A 21,315-nucleotide genomic window follows, 5' to 3' on the forward strand; every position below is an offset into this window, starting at 1 on the left:
TAAAACTCCCACTAATTAAAATTTCATTTTATGTATGTGCCTGTACCATCAGTGGAATGTTCATCCCACTGATGGTATTTTACAATCCTCCTTTTTTCGGATGAGTAAGAGTTATAATTAATCGGCAGTAACAATTTCTCCTATACCACGAATTAATCTTTTTATATGCATCCGTTCCGGTTTTAATATATTTACGATATAATCAATCGCTATTTGTGGTTCAACGGTTGTACCGCAAGTATAACAGTCAATAGCTGCAAAATTTTGTTCCGGGTAAGTGTGAATGGAAAGATGGCTTTCTGATAATAACACTAATACAGTAACACCATATGGCTGGAACTCTTTTTTACTTACGTTTAAAACATGGGCACCAGAGCAATCTGCAGCGTTAACTAAATGGTATTCTAAAAAGTGAATATCATCTAATAGGGAAAAATCCACTCCCCATAAATCCACTATTATATGCTTGCCAAAGGTAGAGTATTCCATAGGGCAGCACTCCTTACTATTAATATCGTCAAAACTTCATTTCCTGTTTGTAGCATTGATGTAAGATAAGATTTGATTCTGAATTTAAAAGAGCGAGGTTACGTTGTTCTAGATGTTCTTCTTTAAATTGAAATAAAGGAAAAAGAAGAGCAGGCAATGTTCGAGGAGTTGGTACTACATATAATTGTTCAATTTGATCGAGTACATGTGCAGAATTAGTAGCAAGATGAAATCCCCAGTCAGTTCCGAAAGAAGGAACGATTGTATGATAGCTTTTTACAGTTAATCCAGCGTGTTCAATTGTATTACCGATACTCCAATATACTAGAGGTGCATCAGCAGGTGAATTAGATTGACAGACGAAAGCACCATCTTCTGTTAAGAATGTAGCTATACGAGCGAATAGTTCGCTTGTATATAAAGTACTTAACAACTCTGTCGCTGGGTCTGGAAAATCAATAATGATTACATCGTATAAAGATGAAGGTGAATTTAGAAATTCTTTTGCATCGCATACGTGCACGTTCACGCGATTATCAAAAAAAGCATTTTTGTTTAAAGATACTATTTCTGGAACATTACGTGCCATATTAATCATCGCCTCGTCTAAATCAACAAGGTCTACATGTAGCACAGTTTCATATTTCAAAACTTCTCGTAAGGCAAGACCATCGCCACCACCTAATATGAGAACACGTTTTGGATCGATTACTTTTGACATAATTGGATGTACAAGTGCTTCATGATAGATTTGCTCATCAACGGAACTAAATTGTAGTTGCTTGTCCAAGTATAAGCGAACATCGTTTACTTGGACTAAATTAATATTTTGATAATTACTTTTTTCTTCAAATAGGTTCGTATGTTCACCAGCTTGTATTTCTTTTAGAGAAATTTCATCCCACACATCTAAGCTGTGTGAATCTGTAGGTACTATAATTACATTTTCTGATTGTACTTGCTTATCTTGCTTATTCTGTTTGTCCTGTTTATCTTGTTTGTCTTGTGTATCATGCTTGTCCTGCTGTTCTAGTTCAAATTTATCAGAGTCTAATTCAGAACGCTTGTCCTTTTTATAGCTTGTTATTCTATAAATCTTTATTTTGCTTTGTTTTCTATGTTTTGGCATAGGAATCCCCTTTCGAATTGTGTTATTTTATTCTATTTTATTTTATGTAATTTAGTAGAGTGTGCTTGGACAATAGAATAGATAGAAGACTGAGCTCAAGAAAATGTTGTTTTTTACTAGATTTCTACGATAAAAAATTTTTTTAGTGTTTTTTCATATTAAACATAACTAGACAACTAAACACTAATCTATTTTCATACAGTTATGTGTTAAAAACGTGTTGTTTTATAACACACTGTGTGTTTTTTGGACGACACACTAATTGAAAGCGTTAACACACAAAGAAAATGCTCGAAAAAGCACTGATTTTAGTGGTTTTAAAAAGTTGGCACGCTAATTGCATTAATAAATAGCGTAAAGAAAAATAAATAAACATAAATTTTTTATACTACACAAGGGGGATTTTCAAATGAATATTTTATTATGTTGCTCAGCAGGGATGTCTACAAGTTTACTAGTTACAAAAATGGAAGCGGCTGCAAAAGCTCGCGGTTTAGAAGGCAAGATTTGGGCTGTATCTGGGGATGCAGTAAAAACGAATATCGATCAAGCAGATGTATTATTACTAGGACCACAAGTTCGTTACATGCTCTCTTCAATGAAAACGCTTGCTGACGAGAGAAACGTTGGAATCGACGTTATCAATCCAATGCACTACGGCATGATGAATGGGGAAGCAGTTTTAGATCACGCATTAACACTTAAAAAATAATTAGGGGGGAAGCGAAATGCAAAAGTTTATTGCATTTATGGAGAAATATATTGTTCCTGTCGCTGGTAAAATCGGATCGCAACGTCACTTAGCTGCAATCCGTGACGGATTTATTGCAGTTATGCCACTTATTTTAGTTGGTGCACTAGCATCACTAATTAATGGTTTTCCGTCTGAAGCTTTCCAAGATTTCATGAAAGGTATGTTTGGTGAAACGTGGAAACAAGTTGGCGGTGGAATGTGGACTGGTTCTTTCGCGATTCTAGCACTAATCATAGCATTTACAACAAGTTATAACTTAGCAAAATCTTACGGCGTTGATGGTTTGTCAGCAGGTATTATTTCATTTGGTGCGTTAATTATTCTTACGCCAACAACACCGAAAGAAGGCGGATTGAACTTAGCTTGGACAGGTGCACAAGGGTTATTCGTAGCAATTATTGTGGCACTCCTTGTTACTGAAGTATTCCGTTTCTTTGTACAAAGAAATATTACTTTTAAAATGCCTGATGGAGTACCACCAGCAGTTTTAAGATCTTTCGCAGCTATAGTTCCAGCATTTGTTATCTTAACAGTAGTTGCAGGTATTCAATTAGCAGTGAAATTATCTGGTACAAGTGTTCATGAATTTATTTTTAATACGATTCAATCACCACTGCAAAGTTTAGCAGGGACATTACCAAGTGCAATTATCATTGTAATCCTTGTTCATCTTCTTTGGTTCTTCGGTTTACATGGGCCAAATATCGTTGGTGGTATTATTGAGCCGTTATACTTACCGGCATTAGAGAAAAATATGAATTTATTCAAAGGTGGTACATCTGCATTTGATGTTCCAAACATTGTTACAAAACCATTCTTTGATACTTTCGTATATCTTGGTGGTTCTGGTGCAACATTAGCATTCTTAGTAGTGGTATTACTTGTAGCAAAAAGTGCACAATTACGCGGTGTATCGCGCCTATCAATTGGACCAGGTGCATTCAATATTAATGAACCGGTAATATTCGGTACACCAATTATTTTAAATCCAATTTTATTCTTACCTTTTATCATAACACCAATTGTATTAGTAATTACTTCTTATACAGCTATATCTATGGGGTGGGTACCAAAAACAGTTGTGATGATTCCATGGGCAACACCACCAATTATTAGTGGTTATCTTGTAACAGGTGGACATATTTCTGGTGCAATTCTACAGTTATTCAACTTTGTAATTGCAATGGTAATTTATTATCCATTCGTTGTGTTATGTGACCGTTCAGTTGTTCGTACTGAAAAAGCAGCAGCACAAGGTAATAGTAATTCTTTACCTATGTAACATAGTAATTGTTCTCATAGACAACGATACCTGTGAGAACAATTACCTTTATATCATGTTCAAAAAGATGAAAAACATCTATATGAACACTAAACTATCATTAATAAATTCATACTTTAATAGACATGTTCAAACTGAAGGGGTATTTAAATCGGTTGAACTTTATAGAGAGGGCGGTAATTATGATGACTACAGCAGAACAAATTCCATTCCAATTGATTTTAAATAGTGGTAACGCACGAAGCTTTGCGATGGAGGCACTTCAATTTGCCAAACAGGGGAAAATGGCAGAAGCAGATGAAGCGATGGTAAAGGCGAAAGAAGCGATTAATGAAGCGCATCATTTCCAAACAGAGCTCATACAATCAGAAGCAAGAGGAGAAAAAACAGAGATTAGTGTTCTTTTAATTCACGCACAAGATCATTTAATGAATGCGATTACAGTGAAAGAATTAGCAGCAGAGTTTATCGATCTTTATAAAAAGCTTGAAGCGAAAGGGGAATAAAGCATGACTGGAATTAAAATTGCTACAATCGGCGGTGGATCTAGTTATACACCAGAGTTAATTGAAGGATTTATTAAGCGTTATGATGAGCTTCCTGTTCGTGAAATTTGGTTAGTAGATATTGAGGCAGGAAAAGAAAAGTTAGAAATCGTTGGTAACTTAGCGAAACGTATGGTGAAAAAATCAGGTTTACCAATCGAGGTACATTTAACACTTGATCGCCGTGAGGCATTAAAAGATGCTGACTTCGTAACAACACAACTTCGCGTTGGTTTATTAGAAGCACGTGCAAAAGATGAAGCAATCCCGTTAAAATATGATGTAATCGGTCAGGAAACGAATGGTCCTGGTGGTCTATTCAAAGCGTTGAGAACGATTCCTGTTATTTTAGATATTTGTAAAGATATGGAGGAGCTCTGTCCGAATGCATGGTTAATTAACTTTGCAAATCCAGCTGGTATGGTAACAGAAGCTGTCCTTCGTTATACAAATATTCAAAGAGTAGTTGGTCTATGTAACGTTCCAATCGGAATTCGTATGGGTCTTGCAAGATTACTGGAAGTAGATGCGAGTCGTGTTCACGTTGATTTCGCAGGTTTAAATCATATGGTATACGGACTAGACGTATATTTAGATGGCGTGAGTGTAATGGACCGCGTGTTAGAGCTTGTAACAGATCCAGAAAAGCAAATTACGATGGAAAATATCGCAGCGCTTAACTGGGAACCAGACTTTATTCGCGGACTTCGTGCAATTCCATGTCCATACCATCGTTACTACTACAAAACACGTGAAATGTTAGAAGAAGAGAAAGAAGCTTCTGTTGAAAAAGGTACACGTGCAGAAGTAGTAAAACAATTAGAAAATGATTTATTTGAGTTATATAAAGACCCGAACTTAGATATTAAACCACCACAATTAGAAAAACGTGGCGGAGCTTATTATAGTGATGCAGCATGTAGCTTAATTACGTCTATTTACAATAATAAAGGTGATATCCAGCCTGTTAATACACGAAACAACGGAACAATTGCAAGCTTACCACATGATTCTGCTGTTGAAGTGAACTGTATTATTACGAAAGAAGGTCCAAAACCAATTGCAGTGGGAGATCTTCCAGTACCAGTTCGCGGTTTAGTACAACAAATTAAATCATTCGAGCGCACAACAATTGAAGCTGCTGTTACAGGGGATTATCATAAGGCGCTGCTTGCTATGACAATCAATCCACTTGTACCATCAGATAAAGTTGCAAAACAAATTTTAGATGAAATGTTGGAAGCACATAAAGAATATCTTCCACAGTTCTTTAAAAAGGTAGAGAAGTAAAAGCGGCGCTATTTAGCCCGCTTTTTTTATTCTATTAGGAGGTATTAGGATGATTAAGTTAATTGTAAATGCAGATGATTTCGGTCTTACAGAGGGTACAAATTATGGAATTATTGATGGGCATATAAATGGACTTGTAAATTCAACGACAATGATGATGAATATGCCAGGAACAGAGCATGCGGTACGCTTAGCGAAAGAGTACAACCTACTCGGAGTAGGCGTACATCTCGTATTAACAGCAGGGGAACCATTTCTTGGAGACGTACCATCACTTGTAGGTAGCGACGGATCGTTTCATAAACAAAGTGTTGTAAGGGAAGGGAATATAAATCCAGAAGAAGTTGAGAGAGAATGGATTGCTCAAATTGAGAAGTTTTTATCTTACGGATTAACACCAACTCATTTAGATAGTCATCATCATGTGCATGGTTTACCGATTTTACATGATGTTCTAGAGAGATTAGCGGCTAAATATAATGTTCCGATTCGTCGTTGTGAGGAAGATAGAGCGGTGCATCCATTTTCTGATGTGTTTTACAGTGACTTTTATGCGGATGGTGTGACGGAAGATTACTTTGTGAAGTTAAAAGAAAGAGTACAAGGTGAACAAACGGTAGAAATTATGGTTCATCCAGCTTATATTGATCCAGAGCTTGTGAAGCGTTCTTCTTACGTAATGGATCGTGTGAAGGAATTGCGTATTTTAACAGAGAGTGAGTTGCCAGAAGGAATAGAGCTTGTGAAGTTCTAATAGAAAAACGACGGCTACATCATGCCGTCGTTTTTTCTATTTATAAAATGGACAGAATATATCCGCCAAAGGCTCCGAGTATAACGATAACCCAAGGTGGTGTTTTCCAAAAAGCTAGTAAGCAAAAAAGAAGCGAAGCGAAAACGAAATCTGAAGTATTTATAATTGTACTCGTCCAAATGGGATCGTAAAAAGCGGCAATTAAAATACCAACAACTGCGGCGTTAACACCAAGTAGTGCGCCTTGTATGAATGATATTTTTCTCACACTGTTCCAAAATGGTAAAACACCAATAACGAGTAAGAAAGCAGGGAGGAAAATCGCAATTGTTGCGAGTATTGCCCCAAGCGTCCCGTTTAACACTGCTCCTATATAAGAGGCGAATGTAAATAGTGGTCCTGGTACTGCTTGTGTTAATCCGTATCCAGCTAGGAACTGTTCTTTCGTCATCATTCCGTTTTGTACGAACTCACCTTCAAGAAGAGGCAGCACGACGTGTCCTCCTCCAAATACAAGTGCGCCAGAGCGATAGAAACTATCAAATAAAGCGATGTAATAAGAGAACGGTCTTAATATCGGTAGCAGTAGTAATAGTCCAAAGAATAAGACGAGACAAGAAACTGCTATCTTTTTTGAAATAGGTACTTTTATATGTTGAGATTGGCTAATTGGTTGGTTGCGATATAAAAACCAGCCGATAAAGCCACATATTATAATGAGGATGACTTGCGTCCAACTACTTGGCCATAATAAGGCGATTGCGGCAGTTACAATCGCAATCGTCGCACGGTTGCGATCTGGAGTTAACTTTTGCGCCATTCCCCATATGGCGTGAGCGACAATAGCGACTGCTACAAGTTTTAGTCCATGAATCCAGCCAGCACTCCCAAGATCGAACTGATTAAGGAATGAGGCGAAGAAAACTAAAACAAGGACAGACGGTAAAGTGAATCCAATCCATGAAATAATAGCTCCTAAAAGCCCGCCCCGTAATAATCCAACCCCCATACCGACTTGACTGCTGGCAGGACCAGGAAGGAATTGACATAGCGCTACTAAATCTCCATAGCTTCGTTCATCCATCCATTTTCTTTTTTGCACGTATTCGTGGTGAAAATAGCCGAGATGAGCGACAGGACCGCCGAATGAAGTAAGTCCTAATTTAAATGAGACGAGAAAAATCTCTAATAATGTGTGAAAGGTGTGTTTGTTTTTTTTCAAAATAACCTCCTAGAATGTTTTTGCTATGTGCATTATACAAGAAGTGGTAAAGCAAAAGGAACAAATCTAATGTAAAGATTTTGTGAATCTTTTCTTTGTAATTAAAATTGAAAAAGTCATAAATGATTATGTCTAAACCATAAAGTAGTAGAAGTAGTGCTGGGAAATTTATATAAGGAGAATGCCTTATGACAACACATTTCTTTGCCAGGTTAACAGGTAAGAGGGAAGTGCCTCCTGTAAATACAGAAGCTTTTGGGGTAGCAGAGTTTATTTTTAGTGATGATTTAACGAAATTGCATTACAGAGTAATACTAAAAAATATAGAAAAGGTTACATCGTGTCAAATTCATTTAGGGAAGTCTACTCAAATTGGTCCTGTTGTTTTATATTTGTATGGTCCGCTGGAGCAAGGGATTAGCTTGAACGAGGGAAGTATTACTGGTGTAGTGAATGTGGAGGATTTTGAGGGACCTTTACAAGGGAAATCATTTGTACATTTACTTCAAGAAATTATTCAAGCAAACGTATATGTTAATGTCCATACGAAATCACAAAAAAGAGGAGAAATAAGAGGGCGAGTTAGAAAAGTAAAGAAATAGAGGAAAAGGCTGTCCATATGTTGGAACAGCCTTTTCTCATTATATAAGGTGCTAGTTTTAGCGATTATTGTCGGTAAATCGATATATTTTGAAAATCGCTGATATAATCTGAGTTGCGCCGATATATTTCAATAATCGCCGATATAACTCGCGTTACGGTCGATATTTTTAAAAACTGCCTCGATTAATTTTTAACAGGTTGATTTTTAATAAAGAAGTCCATAACGTAAAATACTTCGTCATCTGGTATTTGTATTTCAAATGTATTTTCAATTGGTTGCAATGCTTTTTTTACTTTCATATACATCCAGTATTCATCTTGTCTCCTTTTCTCCTTATCAGGATGAGGGAGAAGGCTTTCTCCTTTTTGGAGACGGTCAACCATACAGCTCATATGCAGAATAACACCCATTAAGCTATCAGGAGTTAGTTGTAAGGAAATTAATTCTTGGATTGTATTTAATGCGTAACGAATTGTTTTGATCAGTAATGCCCCGTCGTTACGTTGCATTTGTTGTTCAAGAATATCCGCCATTTTTGCATATGTTTCTTCATACGTAATTAATTCTTGAATGGGCTGAATCGCTGTGTAGTTTACGATGTCTTGGAAATGATATGTTAAGCACGGCACTTGCACATCGAAATTCGTGACGATACAAATGATGTTACGCTCTTTTTTTATGTTCTCGATCATTTTCGTTAAATCTTTTTCATGGACGATACTAATCGGAATAATTTCAATTAAGTCTTTATCAAATCGTAAATAGTTCTCTAACATTTTTTGAATAGCTAAAGCACTTCCTTCACCAGTTAAACAAGCTGTTAAAATAACAGATTTCATTGGAGAGAGAGGTTTTTTCTTTTCTTCTTGTACGTTTAAGTAAAATGGTGTTAAATTTTTTACTGTTTCATACAGCGCATCTAATGAATAACCGAGCTGAGCTTTTCGAGCTGCTTCTAGTGCATGTGGTGTGCTCGTCATCGAGAGAACACGTACAGGGATTTTGAACTCCGTTTCTAATATGTCACCGATATAAGCAAGTGACCCCATATCGACAAGTAAGAGAAGCCCATTTACATTTTGTAGTGTTTTCATATACACTTTCACACGTTCCAAGAAATCTTTCGGTGATTCGTGTAACGGCATATCAATACCGGTTACTTCCTCAATGCCGAGAAGTTCGTTTGCAACGTTTGCCATTTCAGTTGCGATGCCATTACCGTGTGCTAATATTAATACTTTTACTTCTGTTTGTGAGGCAGGAATTGGATCAACAACGAAGAACATTGTTAAAAAGCCAGCTTCATCAATAGGCATTGTTATTTGTAATTCTTCCTCCAGTAGTTGAATGCATTGCATAGCTACGGAAAAAGCTTCTTTATATTTCGTACGAATTTGATTTAATTGTGGGTGATGTATTTGTTTTCCGCTTTGTAAACGTTGTAGAGTTGTCTGTACATGTAAACTTAAAGCGAGAAATACTTTTTCATCAAACGTCTTAGATAAATGCTTTTCAGCAAGTTCCGCTATTTTTTCACATACGGACACGATATTACGATCCACAATTTTAAAAACATTTTCATGGCTTGTTTTTTTTGATATTTGGTTAAAATATTGTACGAAAAAGCTTTGAACATCATTTTCTATTAGTAATTCCAATTCTTCCTCTTCAATACCACGTGCTTGAAGTTCTTCGTATTTATAGTCAATATAATCGTAAATAGAAGAGCGTTTTTCATCTTCTGTTTTATGATTACTCCAACCTTCCTCACCTGTAAATACAAATGTTTCATTTGGTATTTGGTATAAGTGACGGCTCTTCCTTTCAATGAACAACCCTTCTTTCATATACCAAGGTAAATCTGTACTTGAAACATAGACAGAATCACGTTTCTTTGTGACCAAATCAGAATAGGCTTTCGCACAGGCAATTTGAACATCTGTTTTTAATTGACCAATGTTATTGGGACAATTGTAAAAGACGAAAGCACGCATTGCATTTGGGCTAACGTGAATGTCTTTTCGCAGACGAATTGCTTCATTTGTGAAAAATAGCTGTAGTAAAGCAAAGCGCTCTTTATGTGTACGCTCACGAAGTGGTGGCAGCGTAACAGTCATCGGTATACGTCTTGTAAATGTTTTTAATAAAAAGGAATTTGGTTCTTCTGTTGTTGCAGTAATGATTAATACTTGTGCTTTACGTTCGTTCTCTGTTTCTCCAAGGCGGCGGTACACTCCGCGGTCAATAAAGGTGAAAAGCATTTCTTGTCCCTCTGGAGGTAGGCGATGTACTTCATCTAAGAAAAGAATTCCTTCATGTGCTTTTTCAATTAACCCTTTTTGATCACTTGCTCCTGTGTAAGCTCCTTTTTTAATCCCAAATAACTGTCCAAGTAGTAGTTGTGGATTGTTTGCGTAATCAGCACAGTTAAAGACGATAAATGGTGCATTTTTGGGAAGCTGTTCAACTTCAATTGCATATTCGTGCATTAAAGAAGCAAACATAGACTTTCCGACCCCTGTTTCTCCCAGTAGTAAAGTATGCATACCGTTTGGAGGGTAGAGAATAGAAGCTTTCGCTTTTTCAATTGCGATTTTAAGGCTCGTATTTTCAATTGCAAATGTATCTAATGAAGTTATGTCTTTTGAATGCGTTTCCAACGAAGTGTTCGTTTCTATGTAAAAACGAACAGGTCGCGTATTTGTTTTTAATAACCGTTTATCTTTTACAAGTTTGTTTAAGTCGCTACTTACATTGGCGCGATCTAGTTGTAGAAATGTAGCGAGTTCTGATGCGGTTACACCTTCTGTATAATTTCCTTCTTGTATTGCATTAAAAATGAGATCTATTCGTTTCATTTCCATTCACCTCGAAACTTCATCACTATTTAAAATTTTACACAAAAATGGGAAGGGTGGGAAGAGAAAAATAAAACAGCTTTAGTCTAGAAGTACTAAAGCTGTTACAATCTTGTGTCTTTCCAAAAATTTACCTCGAGATGAGAAGATGGATTATAGGGAAGAAGTTTGTATCCTTGTGACTGTAAATAATCAATTACTTTTGGCAGTATTTGTACGGTCACACTCGAATCATGCATTAAAATAACTTCGACTTGTTCATCACTTTGATTACGCACTCTTTCGAGTATGGCAGAAGGATTATCATAGCTTTTCCAGTCATAAGTATCAATCGTCCAATCCCACATTTTATACTGGGCTGATACAAGTGCGTCACGGTAATTCTTTTTTAAGTAAGGCATACTACCATATGGAACGCGAACGAGATGTGTATTTAATTTCGTAACTTGCTGGACAATACTTTGTGTTTGTTCCATTTCTGCAATTAAAGTGGAAGGGTCACCAGTGTAAAGGCGTTTTACATCATGTGACATGCTATGGAGCCCGATATAATGTCCTTCTTTAATTAATCGTTGCATCGTTTTTCTGTAATGCGGCACTTTTCCGCCAATAACAAAGAAAGTTGCTTTTCCGTTCTTTTCTTTTAAGATGTTTAAAATTTGCGTCGTATATTTGTTTGGTCCGTCATCAAATGTTAAGTACGCAATTTTTTGTGTAGGAGAAGTTGTTTCAGTATTTGGATGATGTTCAGCAGGAATAACGGTTGTTGCTTCAGTATTAGATGATGCGTACGTAGTAATTGTTAAGAATAAAATAATACATTGAAATACTCGCTTAATCATAACATTCACCCTCAGTTTGACAATCAAGATGTAAAAAAACTTGATACTTTTCTTATTATGTATATCTTTCTCCAATAGAGGAACTCTCAAACAATCTATATTTTGGAAATATAAAATAAGGAATAAAAAATAGCATCCTAAAGGATGCTATTTGAATATTTCATAATGGTAAAGGCTATACTACAATTAGTCTTCGCGTTTTTTCACTTTTTTATAAAAGGAAATAAGTGGTTTGTAACGTTCATGTACAAGTCCGATTATTTCAGCAATGATTTCTGTGAAGAAAATCAAAGCGAAAAGAAGAATAATGGATAACCATAACGTTGCACTAGTGAAAATAATGGCATTTACACTAAAGAAAATACCGAATGCGTATATAATTAGTACCGTTTTACGATGAGAGAATCCCATTGCAAGTAAGCGGTGATGTAAATGCGATTTATCTGGTGCTGAAATAGGTTTTTTATTTACGATACGACGGATGATTGCAAATATCGTATCAAATATAGGTACACCTAAAATGATAATTGGAACGATAAAACTGAATAACGTTACACTTTTGTATAATCCAAGTAACGATATAACAGAAATACAGTATCCTAAAAATAGTGCTCCTGTATCTCCCATGAAAATTTTTGCTGGATGGAAGTTGAAGAATAAAAATCCAATTGTACTTGCTAATATAATTAATGCGAGTGGCAAGATAATAGCTGTTCCAGTACCCCATGGGCTAGTGAAGGCCATATATGCTAGCGTTGCAAGTACGATAGATGAAATACCAGCAGATAATCCATCTAAGCCGTCAATTAAGTTGATTGCATTCGTAATACCTACAAGCCAAAATACTGTAATTGGATAAGCAAGCCATCCAAGTTCAGTATCCCCAAGGAATGGGATATATAATACTTGCACTAATAATCCACTTTTTACAATCATAATGGCAACTAACAGTTGTCCACCGAATTTTACTTTCGCAGATAACTCGTACATATCATCTAAAATTCCGATGATTACAATGATAATCGCACCTAGTGTTATCGATAACATTCTTTGCTCATATAAGCCGCCGACAACAAATCCTACAGCTACACCAATAAATATTGCTAACCCGCCAAGACGTGGCATAATCTTTTGGTGCACTTTACGTGCGTTTGGCTTATCTGTCGCTCCTATTTTAAAAGCTAATTTAATAACTAAAGGAGTAACGACGAGTACAGTGATGAAAGATGCCAAAATGGCATAAATCACTTGTGAGTCCATTAATACCCCACCCTTTATATTCTAACGTAATTTTTTTTTTTGAAAATATATTTATCTGAAAATTATGATGTTTATTTACAGGCTCATAACATATGGTATCACAAAAAGATTAGAATTCAATCTTTTTTTCTCTTTACGGTTAATGGAAGCGGATAGAATATATGACAATTGTATATAGAATGTTGCATCATATGAGAAGGTTAATCGTACTGGACTTTGGAATATGACATTTCCTTTTTTCTTCGATAGTGAATACTTTTAGTTCAGTATTATAAGTGTTACACGTAGAAATGAGTAAGTTTCATGTTAAAATGTGGGAATTTATCTCGCGTCAACTAGTAGCCCCATTCCTACTAATTAAAGTTTTACTTTATCCCGCATTAACGGGCAGTAAGACCCCCACCTCAAAATTCAGCGAAGCAAAGAAGTTAGGTGGGGACCAACTGCCCGTAAAAGCCCCACTGATTAAAGTTTCACTTTATATTATAGTGCATTTAATTTTACAAAAACTTTAAAAAGAATGAGGGAAGTAATTCATATAATGAAGAAGGAAAAGGGTTTTCTCATTTTTAATGTGAGAGGGGGAAGCACAGGGAGAATTCTGTATTTCATATCTTTTCTATTGTAAATTCCTGTGCGAAAAGGAAATGAAAATTACGATAATAGGTACTGGATATGTTGGGTTGATTACAGGAGTAGGATTGGCAAAGTTGGGGCATTCAGTTACATGTTTTGATATAGATGATGAAAAAATTGAACGGATAAAACAAGGGGATTTACCTATTTATGAGGTTAGATTACATGAATTAATAAATTATGCATATGAGAATAATGCTTTAACTTTTACATCAAATAAAGAAGAGGCATTTGATGATGTAGAGTTTATATTTATTGCAGTTGGAACACCATCTTTATTAGATGGGACGGCGGATTTAACGTATATTCAGAGTGCTTGTAAAGATATTGGATTATATGCGAAGAACGATATTATTGTTGTTACGAAAAGTACAGTTCCAGTAGGTACAAATGATGTAATGAAGGAATGGATTGAGGGGAATTTAAAAGGGAGGCATACAGTACATATCGTATCGAATCCAGAGTTTTTGCGTGAAGGTTCAGGTATTTATGATTTCTTTCATGGAGATCGTATTGTAATTGGAGCGGATAGTGAGGAAGTAGCAAGAAGAGTAGAGAGTTTGTATAGCCAATTATGCTTAGAAACGTATGTTACAGATATTAAAAGTGCAGAGATGATTAAATACGCATCGAATGCCTTTTTAGCTACAAAGATTAGTTTCATTAATGAAATTTCAAATATATGTGAGAAGATAGGCGCAAATGTATTGGATGTTGCCAAAGGGATGGGAATGGATAAGAGAATTGGTGCATCTTTTTTAAATGCGGGCATTGGATACGGGGGATCGTGTTTCCCGAAAGATACGAAAGCACTGGTGCAAATTGCGGGAAATGTTGCTCATGATTTTCGTTTGTTAAAAGCGGTTATTGAAGTAAATAATAAGCAACAGCTGCTATTGATTGAAAAAGCGAAAAAAGTTATGAACATGAATAAAAAGCGGATTGCAGTTCTTGGCGCGTCATTTAAACCGAATACGGATGATATTAGAGAGGCATCATCTCTTATTATAATAGAAGCATTACTTAATATAGGTGCAGAAATTGTTCTGTACGACCCAAAAGCAATTCAATATGTGAAAAATATATTTGGAGATGCTATACAATATAGTAGATGTATAGATGAATCGATTAGAGATGCGAGTGCGGTTTTTATCGTAACAGAATGGGAAGCTATTCGAGTGTACCCATTAGAAAAGTACGTACAACTTATGAGAGAGCCTATTTTATTCGATGGGAGAAATTGTTATACTGATGAAGATGTTAAGAAACAAAAGATAGATTATTACTCGGTGGGCAGAAAAAGTATTTGTAATAGAAAAGTTTCTGTTATGCGTTAAAAAGGGATGTACTCATGCATATTTTTATATGTCATAATAGAAGCTGTAATTAGTGAAAGAAAAGAGGCAATCACATGACTGAACGTTTAAAAGTAATGACAATTTTCGGGACACGTCCAGAAGCAATTAAAATGGCACCTCTTGTATTAGAGTTGCAAAAACACCCAGAAAAAATTGAATCGATTGTGACTGTAACAGCACAGCATCGCCAAATGTTAGATCAAGTATTAAATATCTTTGGAATTACGCCAGATTTCGATTTAAATATCATGAAAGACCGCCAAACTTTAATTGATGTTACAACACGCGGTTTAGAAGGTTTGGATAAAGTAATGAAAGAAGCGAAGCCGGATATTGTACTTGTACATGGTGATACAACAACAACATTTATTGCAAGCTTAGCTGCTTTTTATAATCAAATTCCAGTAGGTCATGTTGAGGCGGGCCTTCGTACTTGGGATAAGTATTCTCCATACCCAGAAGAGATGAATCGTCAATTAACAGGTGTAATGGCGGATCTTCATTTCTCACCAACAGCAAAATCAGCAACGAACTTACAGAAGGAAAATAAAGATGAGTCACGTATTTTCATCACAGGAAATACAGCGATTGACGCGCTGCAAACGACTGTAAAAGAAACATATAGTCATCCTGTACTAGAGAAACTTGGAAATGATCGTCTTGTACTTATGACAGCTCACCGTCGTGAAAACTTAGGTGAACCTATGCGTAATATGTTCCGTGCAATTAAGCGTCTTGTTGATAAGCATGAAGATGTACAAGTTGTGTACCCTGTTCATATGAACCCTGTTGTTCGTGAAATAGCAAATGAAATTTTAGGTGAACATAATCGTATTCATTTAATTGAGCCGCTAGATGTAATTGATTTCCACAATGTTGCAGCTCGTTCATACTTAATGTTAACGGATTCTGGTGGTGTACAAGAAGAAGCTCCATCACTTGGGGTACCAGTTCTTGTTCTTCGTGATACAACAGAGCGCCCTGAAGGTATTGAAGCAGGTACGCTGAAATTAGCAGGAACAGACGAAGAGACAATCTTTGGTCTTGCAGATGAGTTGTTATCAGATAAAGAAGCTCATGATAAGATGGCGAAAGCATCTAACCCTTACGGTGATGGTCGTGCATCAGAGCGCATTGTAGAAGCGATTTTACAACACTTTAATAAGTAAATAAAAAAGGCCCAATCGGATAGATTGGGCCTTTTTGTTACGGCTGATTGCGCATAATCCACTCTGCATGAGCATTTGTAGAAGGTGGCGGATCAGTTGGTGTTTTATTTTGGTTTGTTTCTTTTTTTGCTTGTTCGTTAGAGTTAGAACTTGAATTTGAATCAGGATTTGAGTTGTTTTTTGTAGTTGGATTTTTTGCTTTTTCCCCTAATTCTTTTTCAATTTCGTTACGCACCGTTTCTACACTGATTGGATCTGGAAGGAAGTAATAAATACCGCCTATCTTTTTGTCTTCGCCTTCAAGCTTTAACGTTTGCATTGTAGAAGGATCAAATCCAGAAAGTTTATTGTAAAGAGCAAGTCCGTCTGAAATAGGAATGTCGGTTTTTATATATTTTCCAACGACAGCTGTTAAATCTTTAATTTTAAATACAGTAGAGGTGGAGTTTAGTTTATGAGCAACAGCGGCCAGTAATTGTCTTTGTCTAGCAGCTCGACCATAATCGCCATTTGGATCTTGCTTTCGCATACGGACGTAAGCAAGTGCTTCTTCACCGTTTAAGTTTTGCTGTCCTTGCTTAAATTGAATTTTTTTGTAGTAATCTACGTCAGAGCGCTCCCAGAAATCGAAGGGTACGTCAACCGTAACGCCGCCGACAGCATCAACGATACCTTTAAAGCCTTGGAAATCAATTTTAAGATAATGGTCTACAGGAACTTTTAGAAAGCCTTCGACAGTTTTGATTGCCATTTCTTCTCCGCCGTAAGCATGGGCAGCGTTAATTTTGTCTTCCTTATTTTTACCAACAATTTTAACTCGAGAATCACGAGGAATACTCATAAGTGAAATCTTTTGAGTTTTCGGATTGACTGTTGCAAACATTAATGAGTCTGTACGACCATTTTGACCGTCTGTCGCATAATCTTCTATACCCATAATGAGAATTGTAAAAGGTTCCTTTGTAATTTCTACATCTTTGTTTCTTAAATCCGATTTTTCACGAGTAAAACCACTATACATCCCCATAAGAGAAGAGTAAGAATTTAACACATAAACTCCTATACTGCCAAATAAAAATGCGAAAATAAGGAAGAAGAAAAGTTTCCTTCTTCGCTTCTTTTTTATTCTGCTATTTTGGAGATGATAATAACGTTCTTCCATATATAATCTCCTTAGTTCGTTAGTTCATTTGTAGGGAAGTAATTCACTACATTAATCTTTGAAGGTGATAAATGGGTTATGCTTAGATAACATCTTGTTCTAAGTACAACATATCTCCTTCTGTAATTGTACATTTCCCGTTTGTTAATTCAATCATCCAATCTGTAAATGCTTGTTTGCCGTCTTCTTCTACATACGTATCAAATGTGACATTTTCTAGATAATGTATATCTTTAATGGCATATTTTGAATTACGTAATTCATTTTCCACTTTGCCAAGTAATGTGTAATCAATCTCGGTTTGCATCACACGCATTAGTTTTCGCTGGACAACACCGACATGATTAATGCCTTCGCTTGTACACTTTCCATATGCACGAATTAATCCACCTGCGCCAAGTTTAATGCCACCAAAATAGCGTGTTACGACAACGACGGTATCTTTTAGCCCACGTTTTTTTAGTACTTCTAGCATTGGTACGCCAGCTGTACCGCTAGGCTCGCCGTCATCATTTGCTTTTTGAATATGATCTTGTTCGCCAATTAAATAAGCGGAACAATTATGTGTTGCATTCCAATGCTGTTTTTTTATTTTTTGTATAAATTCTTGAGCCTCTTCCTCAGTCGTTGCTCGGCTAATATAACAAATAAATCTTGATTTTTGAATGACGATTTCGTGTTCGCCGTAGTCTTTGATTGTTAAATATTGTAATAGCACTTGTATACGCCCCTATCTATCAAAATGACTAGTACTTTCCATTTTAAAAGCGAGCCTTTTTATATTCAAACATTTTTTCTAAATAGGCTGAAGTTTTTGGTGAGTATTTTATCTTTTTGTTGTAATTTGTCGAGATGGTGAGTATAATTTCAACCGGCATTTCCCTGTATGGATGCACCATTTGTAGTTTTCGTGTAAAATTAGGAAATAAAACTTTTTATAAGGCAGGTACGAAAATGAAAATAGCTATTGTTACTGATAGTACAGCATATATACCGAAGCAAATCCGTGATGAACTCAATATATATATGATTCCATTAAACGTTGTGTTTGGAACAGAATCTTATCAAGAAGAAGCTGAAATTTCAGCAGATGATTTTTATGTGAAAGTACGTGAACAAGAGGAACTTCCAAAAACTTCTCAACCAGCAATCGGAAAGTTTGTTGAGCTATATGAAGAACTAGCTAAAGATTATGATGCAGTTATTAGTATTCACCTATCAAGTGGAATTAGTGGTACATATCAAACATCAACGACAGCTGGACAGATGGTAGAGGGTATTGATGTATACACGTATGACTCTGAAATTAGTTGTGAAGTACAAGGATTTTATGTGCGTGAAGGTGCAAGGTTAGCAAGTGAAGGAAAGAGTCCAAAAGAGATTATTGCTCGTTTTGATGAAATGAAGAAAACGATGGACGCCTATTTTGTAGTTGATGATTTACATCATTTACAACGTGGTGGTCGATTAAATAGCGCGCAAGCTTTCATCGGCAGTCTGTTACAAGTGAAGCCAGTTTTATATTTTAGAGATAAAATCATTATTCCGTTTGAAAAGATTCGTACACGTAAAAAAGCATTAAAACGTATCATTGAAATTTTTGATGAGCAAGCAAGTAAAGGTGTACCTATGGAAGCAGTTATCATTCATGCGCAACGTGAAGAGGAAGCGAATGAATGGAAGAAAGAATTAGAAGCAAAATATCCTCACGTCACAATTCGTACAGGTTATTTTGGAGCTGTAATTGGTACGCACTTAGGTGAAGGTGCATTAGGTCTTGGATGGTATACGAAGTAATAAAGATATAAAAAGCTCTCTTTTTAAGAGGGTTTTTTTACGGGTATGTTACGTTTAGTTGACAAGTTAATATTTGGAAATGGTAAAATGTACGTAAAATAAAATAATGAGGAAAGTTTTATAACTTACTTTTTACAAGAAACTATATTATAATAGAAGAGAGGTGAAACATATGGAGCATAATTCTTGTTTATGTCCAAAGTTTGAGTCAGCTTTTACTCTGCTTAGTAAGAAGTGGACTGGCTTAATTATTAAATCTTTGCTTGAAGAGTCGAAACGTTTTAGAGAAATCGCAGATATTATCCCAAATATGAGCGATCGTATGTTGTCAGAGCGTTTGAAGGAATTGGAAAGCGAGGGCATTGTAGTTCGTAATGTCTATCCAGAAGTACCAGTTCGAATCGAGTATGGCTTAACTGACAAGGGAAAAGCGTTAGAAAGTGTTATGGATGAGGTCCAAAATTGGGCTGAGAAATGGATGAAGTAGCATTTCATTTGTATTCGTATATTTAATAAAACGTAAGGGATTCCTTACGTTTTTTCTTTGTTTATAGAAGTAAGAAAAGTATATAAATTTCTACACACACATACAAAAATATACGAATTTTGCGCTAGAGCTACATATAATATTACATTTGTTTTACAAAAACGTAACATTAGCAAAAAAAATCCCGAATTATGGTATAAATTTTATAGGTTATATACGGAAAAAGAAAAAAGAAAGCGGTGTAAAAAATAAAATGAAAAAGCTAAAAATGGCATCTTGCGCATTAGTTGCAGGGTTAATGTTTTCAGGGCTAACACCAAATGTATTTGCAGAAGATAAAATTTCTGACGTGAAATCACAAATTAATACACAAAATGACACTTTACATAAACAACAACAAGAACGTGATGAATTACAAAAACAAATGAATGACTTAAACAAAACAATTCAAGGTTTAGATAAGTCTGTTCAAGAGAATGCTGCAAAGCTTGATGAAACAACGAAAAAAGTTTCTGATACTGAGCAATTAATTGAAAAGAAAAATAAAGATATTGCAGAATTACAAACGAAGATTGCAAAACGTGAAGAGTTATTAAGAAAGCGTTTAGTTGCACTTCAAGAACAACCAAATACGAACGTTGTAACAGAAGTTCTTGTAAACTCTAAAAACGTTGCAGATTTAGTTGATCGTTTAACTTCTGTCTCTAAAATTCTTGAGTCTGATGAAGATATCATGAAAACACAGCAAGAAGACCAAGCTAGTGTGAAAAAAGATGTTGCAACGGTAAAAGAGAAACAAAAAGAATTAAAAGAAGCACAAACTCAAATTGAAACTGCTAAGAAAGAACTTGACGCTGAAAAAGAGAAAAAAGCAACAGCGGTAAACGATTTAAGCGGTAAAATGGATACAGTTGTAACTTCAATGACAAGTACGGAAGGTCAATTGAAAGAGCTTGAGAAACAAGCGCTACAATTACAACGCATTGCAGAAGAAGAAGCACAAGCAAAAGCTGCACAAGAAGCTGCTGCTCAAAAACAAGCAGAGCAAGCTGCTAAAGCTGCGCAAGCTCAGCCAGCACAAGCACCTGCAGAGCAAGCTGCACCAGCAAACAATGGTGGACAAGCTCAAAAAGAAGAGCCTAAAAAAGAAGAACCTAAAAAAGAGGAACCAAAAAAAGAAGAGCCTAAGAAAGAAGCACCTAAACAAGAAGAGAAAAAGCCAGCTCCAAATGTGGGTGGCGTAATTGGTAAAGCGCAAAGCTACTTAGGTTTACCATATGTTTGGGGAAGTGCATCTCCATCAAACGGTGGTTTTGATTGTAGTGGATTCATTTCTTACGTATTCGGTGTAGGTCGTCAAGACGTTAATGGTTACTGGCATTCAGTTTCAAAAGTAAGTAGCCCACAACCAGGAGACTTAGTATTCTTCCAAGGTACTTATAAAGCAGGTCCATCTCACATCGGTATTTACGTTGGTAATGGTCAAATGATTCATGCTAGTGATAAAGGAATTGCGTACGGTGATATTAACAGCTCATATAACCAAAAACATTTCTTAGGATACGGTCGATTCTAGGATTTATAAAAGAATAAAAAATGTGTATAAAGTCGATAGCTTACTATTTTATAAGTAGGTTATCGGCTTTTTTGAGTTTTTACGAGATGATGAGAAAGGTT

At 35.9% G+C, this 21,315-nt stretch carries 19 protein-coding genes; 11 read left to right on the top strand and 8 right to left on the bottom strand.

Annotated elements, in window-relative coordinates; all coding sequences use genetic code 11:
• Positions 1–117 precede the first annotated feature (117 nt).
• Together speD and MRP26_RS13340 are read right to left on the bottom strand one after the other, a co-directional pair.
• On the bottom strand, positions 118–489 hold the full coding sequence (speD, locus tag MRP26_RS13335) for an adenosylmethionine decarboxylase (protein ID WP_000456814.1): 372 nt from the start codon (positions 487–489) through the stop codon (positions 118–120).
• A 28-nt stretch (positions 490–517) separates the two neighbouring features.
• Positions 518–1,618, bottom strand: a complete 1,101-nt coding sequence (locus tag MRP26_RS13340; RefSeq protein ID WP_078400881.1) for a polyamine aminopropyltransferase — start codon at positions 1,616–1,618, stop codon at positions 518–520.
• Positions 1,619–2,027: 409 nt separating this feature from the next.
• Here MRP26_RS13340 and MRP26_RS13345 point away from each other — a divergent pair, with 409 nt between their 5' ends.
• From MRP26_RS13345 to chbG, 5 genes are all read left to right on the top strand, one after another.
• On the top strand, positions 2,028–2,330 hold the full coding sequence (locus tag MRP26_RS13345; RefSeq protein ID WP_001023569.1) for a PTS sugar transporter subunit IIB: 303 nt from the start codon (positions 2,028–2,030) through the stop codon (positions 2,328–2,330).
• Between the two features lie 16 nt (positions 2,331–2,346).
• The gene (gene celB, locus MRP26_RS13350; RefSeq protein WP_078400880.1) at positions 2,347–3,654 is read left to right on the top strand and encodes a PTS cellobiose transporter subunit IIC; all 1,308 of its coding nucleotides are present in this window, start codon (positions 2,347–2,349) and stop codon (positions 3,652–3,654) included.
• 182 nt (positions 3,655–3,836) lie between these two features.
• The gene (locus MRP26_RS13355; protein ID WP_000989050.1) at positions 3,837–4,160 is read left to right on the top strand and encodes a PTS lactose/cellobiose transporter subunit IIA; all 324 of its coding nucleotides are present in this window, start codon (positions 3,837–3,839) and stop codon (positions 4,158–4,160) included.
• Between the two features lie 3 nt (positions 4,161–4,163).
• The gene (gene celF / locus MRP26_RS13360; RefSeq protein WP_000145762.1) at positions 4,164–5,489 is read left to right on the top strand and encodes a 6-phospho-beta-glucosidase; all 1,326 of its coding nucleotides are present in this window, start codon (positions 4,164–4,166) and stop codon (positions 5,487–5,489) included.
• A gap of 49 nt (positions 5,490–5,538) precedes the next feature.
• A complete protein-coding gene (gene chbG / locus MRP26_RS13365) occupies positions 5,539–6,243 on the top strand; it encodes a chitin disaccharide deacetylase (RefSeq protein WP_078400879.1) in 705 nt (234 codons plus the stop codon).
• 40 nt (positions 6,244–6,283) lie between these two features.
• On the opposite strand, the gene MRP26_RS13370 is transcribed toward chbG, so the two are convergent.
• Complete coding sequence (locus MRP26_RS13370) at positions 6,284–7,465, bottom strand: chromate transporter (protein WP_065229566.1); 1,182 nt, start codon at positions 7,463–7,465, stop codon at positions 6,284–6,286.
• Positions 7,466–7,653: 188 nt separating this feature from the next.
• On the opposite strand from MRP26_RS13370, the gene exsM reads away from it, so the two are divergent.
• Positions 7,654–8,067 (top strand): exosporium regulatory protein ExsM, encoded by a 414-nt coding sequence (exsM, locus tag MRP26_RS13375; protein WP_000207046.1) that lies wholly within the window; start codon positions 7,654–7,656, stop codon positions 8,065–8,067.
• Positions 8,068–8,251: 184 nt separating this feature from the next.
• Here exsM and MRP26_RS13380 read toward each other — a convergent pair whose 3' ends face one another.
• The 3 genes from MRP26_RS13380 to MRP26_RS13390 form a co-directional block, all read right to left on the bottom strand.
• On the bottom strand, positions 8,252–10,927 hold the full coding sequence (locus tag MRP26_RS13380; protein ID WP_000820950.1) for a sigma-54-dependent transcriptional regulator: 2,676 nt from the start codon (positions 10,925–10,927) through the stop codon (positions 8,252–8,254).
• 104 nt (positions 10,928–11,031) lie between these two features.
• Positions 11,032–11,769 (bottom strand): polysaccharide deacetylase family protein, encoded by a 738-nt coding sequence (locus tag MRP26_RS13385; protein WP_000597153.1) that lies wholly within the window; start codon positions 11,767–11,769, stop codon positions 11,032–11,034.
• A gap of 186 nt (positions 11,770–11,955) precedes the next feature.
• The gene (locus MRP26_RS13390) at positions 11,956–13,029 is read right to left on the bottom strand and encodes a glycosyltransferase family 4 protein (protein ID WP_000378306.1); all 1,074 of its coding nucleotides are present in this window, start codon (positions 13,027–13,029) and stop codon (positions 11,956–11,958) included.
• Between the two features lie 647 nt (positions 13,030–13,676).
• Here MRP26_RS13390 and MRP26_RS13395 point away from each other — a divergent pair.
• Complete coding sequence (locus MRP26_RS13395; RefSeq protein ID WP_078400876.1) at positions 13,677–15,002, top strand: UDP-glucose dehydrogenase family protein; 1,326 nt, start codon at positions 13,677–13,679, stop codon at positions 15,000–15,002.
• A gap of 74 nt (positions 15,003–15,076) precedes the next feature.
• Positions 15,077–16,192, top strand: coding sequence for a non-hydrolyzing UDP-N-acetylglucosamine 2-epimerase (gene wecB, locus MRP26_RS13400; protein WP_000140121.1), 1,116 nt, complete (start codon positions 15,077–15,079; stop codon positions 16,190–16,192).
• Between the two features lie 37 nt (positions 16,193–16,229).
• Here the strand turns inward: wecB and MRP26_RS13405 are convergent, their stop codons facing one another.
• Complete coding sequence (locus tag MRP26_RS13405; RefSeq protein ID WP_069356509.1) at positions 16,230–17,354, bottom strand: LCP family protein; 1,125 nt, start codon at positions 17,352–17,354, stop codon at positions 16,230–16,232.
• Between the two features lie 82 nt (positions 17,355–17,436).
• Positions 17,437–18,072, bottom strand: a complete 636-nt coding sequence (locus MRP26_RS13410) for a YigZ family protein (RefSeq protein WP_000926669.1) — start codon at positions 18,070–18,072, stop codon at positions 17,437–17,439.
• 236 nt (positions 18,073–18,308) lie between these two features.
• On the opposite strand from MRP26_RS13410, the gene MRP26_RS13415 reads away from it, so the two are divergent.
• The 3 genes from MRP26_RS13415 (at position 18,309) to MRP26_RS13425 (ending at position 21,214) form a co-directional block, all read left to right on the top strand.
• A complete protein-coding gene (locus MRP26_RS13415) occupies positions 18,309–19,151 on the top strand; it encodes a DegV family protein (RefSeq protein WP_000684727.1) in 843 nt (280 codons plus the stop codon).
• Positions 19,152–19,323: 172 nt separating this feature from the next.
• On the top strand, positions 19,324–19,638 hold the full coding sequence (locus tag MRP26_RS13420; protein WP_000400857.1) for a winged helix-turn-helix transcriptional regulator: 315 nt from the start codon (positions 19,324–19,326) through the stop codon (positions 19,636–19,638).
• Between the two features lie 148 nt (positions 19,639–19,786).
• On the top strand, positions 19,787–21,214 hold the full coding sequence (locus MRP26_RS13425) for a C40 family peptidase (RefSeq protein WP_242806200.1): 1,428 nt from the start codon (positions 19,787–19,789) through the stop codon (positions 21,212–21,214).
• Positions 21,215–21,315: the final 101 nt, after the last annotated feature.

The organism is Bacillus sp. CCB-MMP212 (genome assembly GCF_022748145.1).
Classification (GTDB): domain Bacteria; phylum Bacillota; class Bacilli; order Bacillales; family Bacillaceae_G; genus Bacillus_A; species Bacillus_A cereus.

Coding starts and splice junctions, on each gene's coding strand:
- MRP26_RS13395 (WP_078400876.1), top strand. CDS start 13,677: ATGAAAATTACGATAATAGGTACTGGATATGTTGGGTTGATTACAGGA.
- celB (WP_078400880.1), top strand. CDS start 2,347: ATGCAAAAGTTTATTGCATTTATGGAGAAATATATTGTTCCTGTCGCT.
- MRP26_RS13385 (WP_000597153.1), bottom strand. CDS start 11,769: ATGATTAAGCGAGTATTTCAATGTATTATTTTATTCTTAACAATTACT.
- MRP26_RS13405 (WP_069356509.1), bottom strand. CDS start 17,354: ATGGAAGAACGTTATTATCATCTCCAAAATAGCAGAATAAAAAAGAAG.
- wecB (WP_000140121.1), top strand. CDS start 15,077: ATGACTGAACGTTTAAAAGTAATGACAATTTTCGGGACACGTCCAGAA.
- MRP26_RS13415 (WP_000684727.1), top strand. CDS start 18,309: ATGAAAATAGCTATTGTTACTGATAGTACAGCATATATACCGAAGCAA.
- MRP26_RS13390 (WP_000378306.1), bottom strand. CDS start 13,029: ATGGACTCACAAGTGATTTATGCCATTTTGGCATCTTTCATCACTGTA.
- MRP26_RS13380 (WP_000820950.1), bottom strand. CDS start 10,927: ATGAAACGAATAGATCTCATTTTTAATGCAATACAAGAAGGAAATTAT.
- celF (WP_000145762.1), top strand. CDS start 4,164: ATGACTGGAATTAAAATTGCTACAATCGGCGGTGGATCTAGTTATACA.
- MRP26_RS13340 (WP_078400881.1), bottom strand. CDS start 1,618: ATGCCAAAACATAGAAAACAAAGCAAAATAAAGATTTATAGAATAACA.
- chbG (WP_078400879.1), top strand. CDS start 5,539: ATGATTAAGTTAATTGTAAATGCAGATGATTTCGGTCTTACAGAGGGT.
- exsM (WP_000207046.1), top strand. CDS start 7,654: ATGACAACACATTTCTTTGCCAGGTTAACAGGTAAGAGGGAAGTGCCT.
- speD (WP_000456814.1), bottom strand. CDS start 489: ATGGAATACTCTACCTTTGGCAAGCATATAATAGTGGATTTATGGGGA.
- MRP26_RS13355 (WP_000989050.1), top strand. CDS start 3,837: ATGATGACTACAGCAGAACAAATTCCATTCCAATTGATTTTAAATAGT.
- MRP26_RS13420 (WP_000400857.1), top strand. CDS start 19,324: ATGGAGCATAATTCTTGTTTATGTCCAAAGTTTGAGTCAGCTTTTACT.
- MRP26_RS13345 (WP_001023569.1), top strand. CDS start 2,028: ATGAATATTTTATTATGTTGCTCAGCAGGGATGTCTACAAGTTTACTA.